10 protein-coding genes are annotated in these 12,853 nt (G+C 64.7%); 4 read left to right on the forward strand and 6 right to left on the reverse strand.

Annotated elements, in window-relative coordinates; translation table 11 throughout:
• Positions 1-198 precede the first annotated feature (198 nt).
• Entirely contained in the window at positions 199-591 is a 393-nt protein-coding gene (locus NJG22_RS01040) for a hypothetical protein (protein ID WP_253091836.1), read from the reverse strand.
• A 251-nt stretch (positions 592-842) separates the two neighbouring features.
• On the opposite strand from NJG22_RS01040, the gene NJG22_RS01045 reads away from it, so the two are divergent.
• Both NJG22_RS01045 and glyA read left to right on the forward strand, forming a co-directional pair.
• On the forward strand, positions 843-4,673 hold the full coding sequence (locus tag NJG22_RS01045; protein WP_253091838.1) for an EAL domain-containing protein: 3,831 nt from the start codon (positions 843-845) through the stop codon (positions 4,671-4,673).
• 307 nt (positions 4,674-4,980) lie between these two features.
• Positions 4,981-6,234: a serine hydroxymethyltransferase gene (glyA, locus tag NJG22_RS01050; protein WP_217850338.1), complete on the forward strand. Its 1,254-nt coding sequence runs from the start codon at positions 4,981-4,983 to the stop codon at positions 6,232-6,234.
• A 60-nt stretch (positions 6,235-6,294) separates the two neighbouring features.
• Here glyA and NJG22_RS01055 read toward each other — a convergent pair whose 3' ends face one another.
• The 5 genes from NJG22_RS01055 to NJG22_RS01075 all read right to left on the reverse strand — a co-directional run bounded on the left by NJG22_RS01055 (position 6,295) and on the right by NJG22_RS01075 (position 10,502).
• Complete coding sequence (locus NJG22_RS01055) at positions 6,295-6,594, reverse strand: helix-turn-helix transcriptional regulator (protein ID WP_253091840.1); 300 nt, start codon at positions 6,592-6,594, stop codon at positions 6,295-6,297.
• A complete protein-coding gene (locus NJG22_RS01060) occupies positions 6,591-6,926 on the reverse strand; it encodes a type II toxin-antitoxin system RelE/ParE family toxin (RefSeq protein ID WP_253092068.1) in 336 nt (111 codons plus the stop codon). The genes NJG22_RS01055 and NJG22_RS01060 overlap by 4 nt, the downstream gene beginning before the upstream one ends.
• A 135-nt stretch (positions 6,927-7,061) precedes the next feature.
• A complete protein-coding gene (gene yjiA, locus NJG22_RS01065) occupies positions 7,062-8,039 on the reverse strand; it encodes a GTPase (RefSeq protein WP_253091842.1) in 978 nt (325 codons plus the stop codon).
• Between the two features lie 185 nt (positions 8,040-8,224).
• Positions 8,225-8,422 (reverse strand): YbdD/YjiX family protein, encoded by a 198-nt coding sequence (locus NJG22_RS01070; RefSeq protein ID WP_145188604.1) that lies wholly within the window; start codon positions 8,420-8,422, stop codon positions 8,225-8,227.
• 13 nt (positions 8,423-8,435) lie between these two features.
• Complete coding sequence (locus tag NJG22_RS01075; RefSeq protein WP_134693628.1) at positions 8,436-10,502, reverse strand: carbon starvation CstA family protein; 2,067 nt, start codon at positions 10,500-10,502, stop codon at positions 8,436-8,438.
• Positions 10,503-10,666: 164 nt separating this feature from the next.
• Here NJG22_RS01075 and NJG22_RS01080 point away from each other — a divergent pair, with 164 nt between their 5' ends.
• On the forward strand, positions 10,667-11,035 hold the full coding sequence (locus NJG22_RS01080) for a PilZ domain-containing protein (RefSeq protein WP_253091844.1): 369 nt from the start codon (positions 10,667-10,669) through the stop codon (positions 11,033-11,035).
• A gap of 260 nt (positions 11,036-11,295) precedes the next feature.
• Complete coding sequence (locus tag NJG22_RS01085; RefSeq protein ID WP_253091846.1) at positions 11,296-12,813, forward strand: nucleobase:cation symporter-2 family protein; 1,518 nt, start codon at positions 11,296-11,298, stop codon at positions 12,811-12,813.
• Positions 12,814-12,853: the final 40 nt, after the last annotated feature.

The raw sequence follows: 12,853 nt of genomic DNA on the forward strand, positions 1-12,853 counted from the left end.
TTAAATAGGTAAAGACATCGACGCACGCCCAGGCACAGGCCCGGGGGATGTGTTTACGGGGTGTCGTTGAACAAAGTGGGCCATTCTACGCCAAGTCGCGGCGTTGCACAGATGGGGTAGATGGCAGGACCGCGGCGAAACCCAAGCGGGGCGAGCCCGCGCCCACGCCGGCGGGCGTGGGGCGGGCTTGGCGCGGATTCAGACGTGCGCTTGCCGGGCCTTGCCACGCGGCAGGCGGCAGCGGTCCGATTGCTCGGCCAGGCGCGCGGCCCAGGCTGCCTTGACGCTGAAGCCGCCGCTGCGGGCGGGCTTGGCGGCCGGCTTGCTCACGGCCTTGACCGGGGCGGCAGCGGGCTTGGCGGCCGGTTGCGCGGCAACCTGGGCAAGCGGCGCGGCGGCAGCCTTGGCCGACTTGCGCAGCTCGGCCAGCGACGGCGCCTTGGTGGCGCTGGCGGCGGCCGCGTCCGGCTTGGCCAGCGAGCGCTGGCAGGTCTTGCAGGATACGTCCTCGGTCACGGCAGTGCTGACCAGGGTCTGACTGCTGCGCCCACAGGCGGAATCGAGGCCATTGGTGGAATAGTGGGTAACCAAAACCGTACATCTCCGTTGCGTTGACTATTGAAGCGGGCGGCATTCTCGCACAGCTGGCAGGGACTTGCCGAACCGGCATGACCGGCTGCAGGTCGGCCAACGGACACGCGGACTGGCACTTTGCCATATTTGAAGGCATGCTAGTCGGCTGGCATGTGCCACCTTATAGTGCGCCCAAGCACGGCACGCACCGTGCATATGCCACGACCTTAGCCCCCCTGCCATCGCCAGCCCTATCGCAGGACCAACGCTTGACCAATCTCACGCCATCGCCCCTTCCGCGTCCTGCCGCAACCTCGGCCGGCAGCCACCTGCGTGGCTCGCTCAAGGGGGCCTTGGCCCTGCTCGCCCTAGTTTTGCTGGGGTTGCTGCTATGGCAATTGTTCGCGCAGTTTCGCCACACCCAGGCCGACCTGCGCGAGCAGAGCCTGGCGACCAGCGCCGAACTGGCCGATCACCTGAGCCTGAACATGGCGCTGAAGTCGCAGCAGGCGCTGAACCTGGTCCAGCCCTACGTCAATCCTCCGACGCCTGCCGCCTTGCCGTCCCTGCTCGCCACCTTGCAGTCGCGCCTCCCGGCCCTGCGCGGCCTGGCCTGGCTCGATGGCGACGGGCAGCTGCGCAGCGACTCGCTGGCCGGCACCCCGGACCGTCAGCAGATTGACGAGCTCCTGTTGCTGAACCAGGGGCGCGCCTTCTTTTATGGCAATGCCCCCGACAACCAGCAGGTCTACCTGCTGCTGCGCCAGGCCGCCGAGCAGGATCGCGGCTACTGGCTGCTGCGCCTGAGCCCGGCATACTACCGGGAACTGACCGTGCACCTGGACAGCCCGACCCACCCGCTGTGGCTGCTGGAGAACAGCCGCAATGGCCAGGTGCTCGAACGCCATGGCCACAAGCCCAGCAGCGGCGAGCCGCTGCAAAGCGTGATGCTGGCGTTCATCGACAACAGCACCTGGCAGTTGCGCGGCTTGTTCGACGCAGGTCTTGCCCGCGACCGCTTGCTCCCGGCACTGATTGGCAAGTGCCTGCTGGTGCTGTTCTGCGCCCTGCTGCCGGTGCTGGCGCTGATCAACATGCGCCGGCGCCAGCGTGCCCTTCAGGAAGACCGCCGGCGCTACCAGGAAATCTTCGAAGGCACCGGCGTCGCCCTGTGCGTGCTCGACCTCTCCAGCCTGCCCGGCCAGCTCGACCGCTACCACCTGCGCAACCGCGCCGCGCTCAAGCAGAGCCTGGCGCTGGACAGCAACCTGCGCCGCACCTTGCTGCAAGAGCTGAAGATCACCGAGATCAACCAGGTGGCTCGCCAGCTGCTCAATGTCGAGTGCCACGAGGGCGCCTGGCAGCGCCTGATCGATGGCAGCGGCGATGGCCGCGACAGCGTCGGCATGCAACTGATCGACGCGCTGATCGAACAGCGCCAGCAGCTGGAACTGGAAGTACGCCTGCCCGCCTCCCAGGGCGGCGAGCTGCACCTGTGGCTGATGGCGCGCCTGCCCCAGCAGCGCCGCGATTTCCAGGCAGTGATCCTGAGCATCAGCGACATCACCAGCCGCAAGCAGGTGGAGCTGTCGCTGCTCGAGCGCGAGGGTTTCTGGTCGGACGTGGTGCGCACCGTGCCCGACCAGCTCTACGTGCAGGACGTGAACAGCCAGCGGATGATCTTCAGCAACCGCCACCTGGGCCAGACCCTGGGCTACGACCGCGCCGAGCTGGCGCAGATGGGCGAGCGTTTCTGGGAAATGCTCCTGCACCCCGGCGACGCCGAGCACTACCGCGCCCTGCGCCAGCAGCAGCGCGACACCAGCTACGGTGCGTCGCTGCACTGCCAGCTGCGCTTCCGTCACCGCGACGGCGGCTGGCGCTGCTACGAGATCCGCGAGCAGGTGCTGACCCGCGATGCCGAGGGCCAGGTCAGCCGCATCATCGGCGTGGGCAAGGACGTCACCGTGCAGATCGAGGCCAGCGAATCGCTGCGCGACAGCGAACAGCGCTACCGCATGCTCGCCGAAAGCATCAGCGACGTGATCTTCTCCACCGACAACCAGTTGCAACTGAACTATGTCAGCCCCTCGGTGCAAGCGGTGCTGGGCTACCAGGCCGACTGGATCTTCAGCAACGGCTGGCAGTCGATCATTGCCAACCCCGGCCAGCTCACCGGCGTGTACAGCCTGCTCGAGCGGGTCAGCAAGGCCGTGGGCGATCCCGCGCAACTGGCGCAGCTGCGCGATACCCTGCCCACCCAGTTGTTCCTGTTCGACTGCCTGCGCGCCGACGGTCGCAAGATTCCCATCGAGCTGCGCCTGGTGCTGGTGTGGGACGAACACGGCAGCTTCGAAGGCGTGCTCGGCGTGGGCCGCGACATCAGCCAGCAGCGCCGCGCGGAAAAAGACCTGCGCATGGCCGCCACGGTATTCGAGCACTCCACCTCGGCCATCCTGATCACCGACCCGGCCGGCTACATCGTCCAGGCCAACGAGGCGTTCAGCCGGGTCAGCGGCTACGCGGTGGCCGAGGTGCTCGACCAACTGCCGGGCATGCTCACCGTCGAGCAACAGCAGAACGCCCACCTGGGCTATGTCCTCAAGCAGCTCAACCAGCGCGGCAGCTGGGAGGGCGAGGTGTGGCTCAAGCGGCGCAACGGCGAGCACTACCCGGCCTGGGTCGGCATTACCGCGGTGCTCGACGACGAAGGCGACCTGGCCAGCTACGTGTGCTTCTTCACCGACATCAGCGAACGCAAGGCCAGCGAGCAGCGCATCCACCGCCTGGCCTACTACGACGCCCTGACCCACCTGCCCAACCGCACGCTGTTCCAGGACCGCCTGTACACCGCCCTGCAACAGGCCGAGCGGCACAAGGCCTGGGTGGTGCTGATGTTCCTCGACCTCGACCGCTTCAAGCCGATCAACGACTCCCTCGGCCATGCCGCCGGCGATCGCATGCTCAAGGACATGGCCGAACGCCTGCTGGCCTGCGTCGACGACGACGACACCGTGGCGCGCATGGGCGGCGACGAATTCACCCTGCTGCTGCAGCCGCGGGCCACCCGTGAACAGGCGCTGAACCGCGCCATCCACGTGGCCGAGAGCATCCTCGGCGGGCTGGTGACCCCGTTCGTGCTGGAGAACCGCGAGTTCTTCGTCACCGCCAGTATCGGCATCGCCCTGAGCCCGCAGGATGGCAGCGAACTCAGCCAGCTGATGAAGAACGCCGACACGGCGATGTACCACGCCAAGGAGCGTGGCAAGAACAACTTCCAGTTCTACCAGGCGGACATGAACGCCAGCGCCCTGGAGCGCCTGGAGCTGGAAAGCGACCTGCGCCATGCCCTGGAGCAGAACGAGTTCACCCTCTACTACCAGCCGCAGTTCAGCGGCGACGGCAAGCGCCTGACCGGCGCCGAGGCACTGCTGCGCTGGCGCCATCCGACCCGCGGCCTGGTGCCGCCGGGCGACTTCATCCCGGTGATCGAGGAGCTGGGCCTGGTGGTGGATGTCGGCGACTGGGTGCTGCGCGAGGCCTGCCGCCAGCTCAAGGCCTGGCACAAGGAGAAGGTGCGGGTGCCGAAGGTGTCGGTGAACATTTCCGCCCGGCAGTTCTCCGACGGCCAGCTGGGTACGCGCATCGCCACCATCCTGGAAGAGACCGGCCTGCCGCCGGCGTGCCTGGAACTGGAGCTGACCGAGAGCATCCTGATGCGCGAGGTCAACGAAGCCATGCAGATCCTCGACAGCCTGAAGAACCTCGGCCTGAGCATCGCGGTCGACGACTTCGGCACCGGCTACTCGTCGCTCAACTACCTCAAGCAGTTCCCCATCGACGTGCTGAAGATCGACCGCACCTTCGTCGACGGCCTGCCCGAGGGCGAGCAGGACGCGCAGATCGCCCGGGCGATCATCGCCATGGCCCACAGCCTGAACCTGGCGGTGATCGCCGAGGGCGTCGAGACCCACGAGCAGCTGGAGTTCCTGCGCGAGCATGGTTGCGACGAAGTGCAGGGCTACCTGTTCGGCCGGCCGATGCCGGCCAACCAGTTCGAGGCGCAGTTCAGCAACGAGACGTTGTTCATGTTCCAGTGAGCGGGTGCCATACGGCCCCTGTAGGAGCGGCCTTGTGTCGCGAAAGGACCGCGCAGCGGTCCCGGCGATCGTGGCGTAAATGCTGACATCCTGGGGCCGTTGCACGGCCCTTTCGCGACACAAGGCCGCTCCTACAGGGGCAGGCGCAGCGCGTTAAAAACGGACCCCAAAGTCAACTCCAGCCCAGACACGGCGCGGCCTGCAACATGAGCCCCATTGGTCCGCGACTTGATGCCACTTCATATGCCAGCGGCGAATCAATCGGTTAGAATGCCCACCCAATTCAGCCCGATCCTTGAGGACCGCCATGTTCAGCCGTGATTTGACCATTGCCAAGTACGACGCCGAGCTCTTCGAAGCCATGCAGCAAGAAGCTCTGCGCCAGGAAGAGCATATCGAGCTGATCGCTTCGGAAAACTACACTAGCCCCGCTGTCATGGAAGCCCAGGGTTCGGTACTGACCAACAAGTACGCCGAAGGCTACCCAGGCAAGCGCTACTACGGTGGTTGCGAGTACGTCGACGTCGTCGAGCAACTGGCCATCGACCGCGCCAAGCAACTGTTCGGCGCCGACTACGCCAACGTCCAGCCGCACGCCGGTTCCCAGGCCAACGCCGCCGTCTACCTGGCCCTGCTGTCGGCCGGTGACACCATCCTGGGCATGAGCCTGGCCCACGGCGGCCACCTGACCCACGGCGCCAGCGTGTCCTCCTCGGGCAAGCTGTACAACGCCATCCAGTACGGCATCGACGCCAACGGCCTGATCGACTACGACGAAGTCGAGCGCCTGGCGGTCGAGCACAAGCCGAAGATGATCGTCGCCGGCTTCTCGGCCTACTCGCAGGTCCTGGACTTCGCCCGCTTCCGCGCCATCGCCGACAAGGTCGGTGCCTACCTGTTCGTCGACATGGCCCACGTGGCTGGCCTGGTCGCCGCTGGCGTGTACCCGAACCCGGTGCCGTTCGCCGACGTGGTCACCACCACCACCCACAAGACCCTGCGCGGTCCACGTGGCGGCCTGATCCTGGCCCGTGCCAACGCCGACATCGAGAAGAAGCTCAACTCCGCGGTCTTCCCAGGCGCCCAGGGCGGCCCGCTGGAGCACGTCATCGCCGCCAAGGCGATCTGCTTCAAGGAAGCGCTGCAGCCTGAGTTCAAGGCCTACCAGCAGCAGGTAGTGAAAAACGCCCAGGCCATGGCCAGCGTCTTCATCGAGCGTGGCTTCGACGTCGTTTCCGGCGGCACCGAGAACCACCTGTTCCTGCTGTCGCTGATCAAGCAGGAAATCTCCGGTAAGGACGCCGACGCCGCCCTGGGCAAGGCCTTCATCACCGTCAACAAGAACTCGGTCCCGAACGATCCACGTTCGCCGTTCGTCACCTCGGGCCTGCGTTTCGGCACCCCAGCCGTCACCACCCGTGGTTTCAAGGAAGCCGAGTGCCGCGAGCTGGCAGGCTGGATCTGCGACATCCTGGCCGACCTGAACAACGAAGCGGTGATCGACGCCGTGCGTGAGAAGGTCAAGGCCATCTGCAAGAAGCTGCCGGTGTACGGCAACTGATTGGCAGACGCCTGATGTGAAAAAGCCCGGCTTGATGCCGGGCTTTTTTGTGTTTGTGTTTCATCGGGCGGGGGCGACGTCCGGTACCAGACGTATTTCCACACGCTGCCCCAAGGCCCTGGCAGCGCTAGCCAACGTTGCCAAGGTCATGCCAGCGTCAGTTTGATCCAAGGCTCGATCAAGCGCCGCTCGACTGGTGTGCATCCGCTCGGCCAGGGCCTTCTTGCTGATCTTTTGCTGCTTCATCGCCTGGGTCAGTTGCCAGGCGATCACCCGTTTGAGCGCTGCCGCCGTGACCTCTTCGAAGACGCCCTCTTCGGCGAGAAAATCATCGAAGTCCGAACCGATATGCGGGTTCATGTTGTTGACCTCCGTAAGCAGGCCTTGCGATGCCTGGCGAGTGCCAGATCTGCCGAAGGCGTTTTCTGGCTTTTCTTGATGAATCCATGGAGCATGAACATCACGTCATCCATGATCGTGAACAGCACACGGGCAATGACATGCCCCATGTCGATACGGATTTCCCAAAGCCCGTGCTCCAACTTTCTGACCAAGGGCATGCCAAGTGGCCATCCCAACTGAACGGTCTTGATTTCCATGCCAACCAGATAGCGCTCTTCGCGTGCCAGGCCCTTTAGCCACTCCCTCACGGGCTCATTGCCCAACGCACTACGGAAGAACCGCACAGTTATTTTTCGATCCGACGCGGCCAAGTGTACCAAAAAAAGTACCCCCTGCAAGCGGCCACCTCGACTGGCCTGATTGCTGAAACGAGGCCAAAAAAAATGCCGCCTTACGGCGGCATCGAACAGTCGGCAGCATCTCACTCAGGCGTGGCTCAAAGCCTCGAATCCCGCCCGAATCTTCTCCTCCGGCAGCTCATCGGCGATGAACACCATCACGCTTTCTCGCACCTCGCCGTCCTTCCACTCGGCGTCCCAGTCGAAGCCATACAGCTTCAGCACCCCTTGGAACACCAGGCGGCGGCCCTCGCCGGCAATGTTCAGCACCCCCTTGTAGCGCAGCAATTGCTTGCCGTGCTCTTCCAGCAGCTCGTTCATGAAGTCGCTGAGCCTATCGATGTCCAACGGTGTTTCGCTGCGCAGCACCAACGTCGAGATGCGGTCAGGGGTGGCCGGCTTGAGCAGCGGGCGCAAGGTGGGCTTTGGGCTGATGCCCAGGTCTGGGTTGAGGTTGAAGCCGCGCACATCGAGTAGCTCGGCCAGGTCGATGCGGCCATGCTCGACCACGCGGAGCGCCGCCCGGCCATTGATGCGCGACAGGCGCTCGCGCAGGGCGTCGACCAGCTGCGGCTCGACCAGGTCGGTCTTGCTCAACAGCAGGCGGTCGGCGAAACCGACCTGGGCCTGGGCGATGGCCTGGGTCAGGTGCAGCTCGGCGTGCACGGCATCGACCAGGGTGATGATGCCGTCGAGGATATAGCGCTCGCGCAGTTCTTCATCGATGAAGAAGGTCTGCGCCACCGGCGCCGGGTCGGCCAGGCCGGTGCATTCGATGACCAGGCGATCGAAGGCGATTTCACCGGCATCCAGGCGTTCGAGCAGCAAGTACAAGGCACGGGTCAGGTCGCCATGGATGCTGCAGCACACGCAGCCATTGGCCAGGGTCATGACCTGCACCGGTTCATCGCCCAGCAGCTGGCTGTCGATGCCGGCCTCGCTGAATTCGTTCTCGATCACGGCCAGCTTCAGGCCATGCTCGGCCTTGAGCATGTACTTGAGCAATGTGGTCTTGCCGGCGCCAAGAAAGCCGGTCAGCACGGTAACGGGAATAGGTGTCTGCACGCAGAACATCTCCTGTGCAGTGGGAGTTTGGACGGTGGGCGCGGTCCTTGTAGGAGCGGCCTCGTGTCGCGAATGGGCCGCGTAGCGGCCCCGGCAATATATGCTGCGAAGCTCAAACCCGGGGCCGCCTTGCGGCCCTTTCGCGACACCAGGCCGCTCCTACAGGGGCCGCGCCGGCAGCGGGTTCAACAGCACTTGGGCCCGGACTTGCCACCGTATCGTGCTTCCTGACGCTCGCGGAAGAACTCCTCATACGTCATGACCGGCTTGTCCGGGTGCTTGTTGCTCATGTGCTCGACATAGTTGTCGTAGTCGGGCATGCCGACCATCAGGCGGGCTGCCTGCCCCAGGTATTTACCCAGTCGACCCAGGTCGTTGAACATCACGGCAGTCCTCTCAAGCGTCAGGCAGGGCCTGGAACGGGGTTTCCTTGTCGCTGCGCTCCTTGCGACCCAGGGCGGCGTAGCCGACCTTGATGGCGAAGAACAGCACGCTGAACACCACCACCAGGAACAGGATGGTCAGGCCAGCGTTGGTGTAGGCGTTGAAGATCACGTGCTGCATCTGCCCGATGTCCTTGGCCGGGGCCAGGACCTGGCCGGCGTCCAGCGCGGTGCTGTACTTCTTGGCCAGGGCCAGGAAGCCAACCGCCGGGTTCGGGTCGAACAGCTTGATCAGGCCCGCCGCCGTGGTGCAGATCAGCAGCCACACGGCCGGCACCAGGGTGACCCAGATATAGCGCTCGCGCTTCATCTTGATCAGCACCACGGTGCCGAGCATCAGGGCAATACCGGCCAGCATCTGGTTGGAGATGCCGAACAGCGGCCACAGGGTGTTGATGCCGCCCAGCGGGTCGATCACGCCCTGGTACAGCAAGTAGCCCCACAGCGCCACGCAGCCGGCGGTACCGACCAGGTTGGCGGTCCACGACTCGGTGCGCTTGAGGGCCGGCACGAAGCTGCCCAGCAGGTCCTGGAGCATGAAGCGCCCGGCACGGGTACCGGCGTCCACGGCGGTGAGGATGAACAGCGCTTCGAACAGAATGGCGAAGTGGTACCAGAACGCCATGGTGTTCTCGCCCGGCAGCACCTGGTGGAGGATCTGCGCGATACCGACCGCCAGGGTCGGCGCACCGCCGGCACGGGCCAGGATGGTGTGCTCGCCGATGTCGCGGGCCACCGCCTCGAGCTGCTCGGGGGTAATCAGGAAGCCCCAGCTGCTGACGGTTTGCGCCACCGAGGCAACGTCGGCACCGACCACCGCGGCCGGGCTGTTCATGGCGAAGTACACGCCCGGCTCGATCACCGAGGCGGCGACCATGGCCATGATGGCGACGAACGACTCCATCAGCATGCCGCCGTAGCCGATGTAGCGGGCGTTGGTTTCGTTGTCCAGCAGCTTGGGCGTGGTCCCCGAGGAGATCAGCGCGTGGAAGCCGGACACCGCGCCGCAGGCGATGGTGATGAACAGGAACGGGAACAGGGTGCCCTTCCACACCGGGCCGGTGCCGTCGGTGAACTGGGTCAGCGCCGGCATTTTCAGCTCGGGGGCGATGATCAGGATGCCGATGGCCAGGCCGACGATGGTGCCGATCTTGAGGAAGGTCGACAGGTAGTCACGCGGCGCCAGCACCAGCCACACCGGCAGCACGGCGGCGACGAAGCCGTAGCCCACCAGCATCCAGGTGATCTGCACGCCGGTGAAGGTGAATGCCGGGCCCCACACCGGATCCGCGGCGATCTGGCCCCCCAGCCAGATCGACAGCAGCAAAAGCACCACGCCGATGATCGAGATCTCGCCGATGCGGCCCGGGCGGATGTAGCGCATGTACACGCCCATGAACATCGCGATCGGGATGGTCGCCATCACCGTGAACATGCCCCATGGGCTCTCGGCCAGGGCCTTGACCACGATCAGCGCCAGCACCGCGAGGATGATGATCATGATCAGGAAGCAGCCGAACAAGGCGATGGTGCCCGGGATGCGGCCCATTTCCTCGCGGACCATGTCGCCCAGCGAACGGCCGTTGCGGCGGGTGGACAGGAACAGGACCATGAAGTCCTGCACCGCGCCCGCCAGCACCACGCCGGCGATCAGCCACAGCGTGCCGGGCAGGTAGCCCATTTGCGCGGCGAGCACCGGGCCCACGAGGGGGCCGGCGCCGGCGATGGCGGCGAAGTGGTGGCCAAAAAGAATGTGCTTGTTGGTCGGGACGTAGTCCAGGCCATCGTTGTTGAGGACCGCGGGCGTGGCCCGGCGGGGGTCGAGCTGCATCACCTTGGTGGCGATGAACAGGCTGTAGTAACGGTAGGCGACCAGGTAGATGGCCACTGCCGCGACCACGATCCACAAGGCGTTGATCGCCTCACCGCGACGCAGGGCAACCACACCCAGCGCGCAGGCCCCTATGACTGCCAGCGCCAGCCACGGGATGTGGCGTAGCAGGCTATTATTGTTGTTCATGGTTTACTTCCAGCTGGTGGATTGGAAAAGACCGCCCATCGAGTCTAGGGCCAGTCAAGACGCATTGCCACACTTGCTTTGGTCTAGAGCCTCTGCGGCCAGATTGCGGTACCTGATGCACCTCGCCAACTCACTATAGTCAGGGTGTCACCCGGAGAACTGCCATGAGCGACCACGACGAACGCCGCCGTTTTCAGCGCATCGCCTTCGATGCCCCCACCGAGCTGCGCCAAGGCGAGCGGCGCTGGCCGGTCACCCTGCTCGACCTTTCGTTGAAGGGGCTGCTGATCAAGCGCCCCGAACCTTGGGACGCGGACCTGACCCAGGATTTCGACGCGATCATCCATCTGAACGACAAGAAAACCCAGGTGCTGATGCAGGTCGAACTGCGCCATGAGGAACCTGACCGCCTGGGTTTCATTTGCCTGCACATCGACATCGATTCAATGACTCATTTGCACCGTCTTGTGGAACTGAACGTGGGCGACAGCACCGAAATGATGCGCGAGCTGCGCGAACTCATCGAAGATTGATATCTCTTAGCCTACTAACAATCTGGCCGTGACGGCTTTCTTGTCCGGCCAGACAGCTTTCCCTCGATTTCCGGCCCTCTTGCACACATCCCTCTAGGACAGCCTTCGACACGTTGGAACGCAACGTGCATCAGGGTTTCGCGCACCCTGAAGGCACCCCTGACGGCGCTACGATCAAAACTTTGTATACAATTTTTGTGGCATTGTTTTGTCAGTATTGTCTACAGTAGCGCCACAACAATAAACAGAGAGCCTGCTCCATGACCACGTCCCCCAGCACGTCTCCCGCCCCGCGCCCCGAGGACGAGAACCTCGGCCTTGGCGCCAACCTGGCCTACGGGCTGCAGCATGTCCTGACCATGTATGGAGGGATCGTCGCGGTACCGCTGATCCTCGGCCAGGCCGCCGGCCTGGCCCCGGCGGAAATCGGCCTGCTGATCGCGGCCTCGCTGTTCGCCGGCGGGCTCGCGACGTTGCTGCAGACCCTTGGGCTGCCGTTCTTCGGTTGCCAGTTGCCACTGGTCCAGGGCGTCTCGTTCGCCGGCGTGGCGACCATGGGGGCGATTCTCGGCAGCCAGGGGGGCGGCGGCCTGCCGGCGGTGCTGGGTGCGGTGATGGCAGCCTCGTTGATCGGGTTCCTGATCACCCCGGTGTTCTCGCGTATCACCAAGTTCTTCCCGCCCTTGGTGACCGGTATCGTCATCACCACCATCGGCCTCACCCTGATGCCCGTTGCCGCGCGCTGGGTGATGGGCGGCAACAGCGCCTCGCCGGAGTTCGGCAGCATGGCCAACATCGGCCTGGCGGCGCTGACCTTCGCCATCGTCCTGCTGCTGAGCAAGCTGGGCAGCGCGAGCATTTCGCGCCTGTCGATCTTGCTGGCGATGGTCGCCGGTACCTTGATCGCCTGGTCGCTGGGCATGGCCGACTTCAGCAAGGTCAGCGAAGGCCCGATCTTCGCCTTCCCCACCCCGTTCCACTTCGGCATGCCGACCTTCCACATCGCCGCGATCCTGTCGATGTGCATCGTGATCATGGTGACCCTGGTCGAAACCTCGGCCGATATCCTCGCGGTCGGCGAGATCATCGACACCAAGGTCGACTCCAAGCGCCTGGGCAACGGCCTGCGCGCCGACATGGCATCGAGCATCCTGGCGCCGATCTTCGGCTCGTTCACCCAGAGCGCCTTCGCCCAGAACGTCGGCCTGGTGGCCGTGACCGGGGTCAAGAGCCGCTACGTGGTGGCCACCGGCGGCGTGATCCTGGTGGTGCTCGGGCTGTTGCCGATCATGGGCCGGGTGATCGCGGCCGTGCCTACCCCGGTACTCGGCGGCGCCGGTATCGTGCTGTTTGGCACCGTGGCCGCCAGCGGCATCCGTACCCTGTCGAAAGTCAGCTACAAGAACAACGTCAACCTGATCATCGTCGCCGCCTCGCTGGGTTTCGGCATGATCCCGATCGCGGCGCCGAACTTCTACCACAGCTTCCCGAGCTGGTTCGAAACCATCTTCCACTCCGGCATCAGCTCGGCGGCGATCATGGCGATCGTGCTGAACCTGATGTTCAACCACTTCACCACCGGCAACTCGGAAAACCAGTCGGTGTTCGCCGCGGCCTACGAGCGCACCATCCAGTACTCGGACATCTCCGCCCTGCGTGATGGCGACTACTTCAAGGATGGCAAGCTGTTCGACGCGGACGGCAACGAGGTGCCAGTGATGGAGCTGGACGAGCATGGCAACGAGGCGCCCCGACGCAAGGCGGTCGCCGAACACTGATCGCTGACCAGGACGGTCATCGAGGGGAGCCGCACGCGCA

It is taken from the genome of Pseudomonas sp. VA159-2, assembly GCF_024126635.1.
GTDB classification, from domain to species: domain Bacteria; phylum Pseudomonadota; class Gammaproteobacteria; order Pseudomonadales; family Pseudomonadaceae; genus Aquipseudomonas; species Aquipseudomonas muyukensis.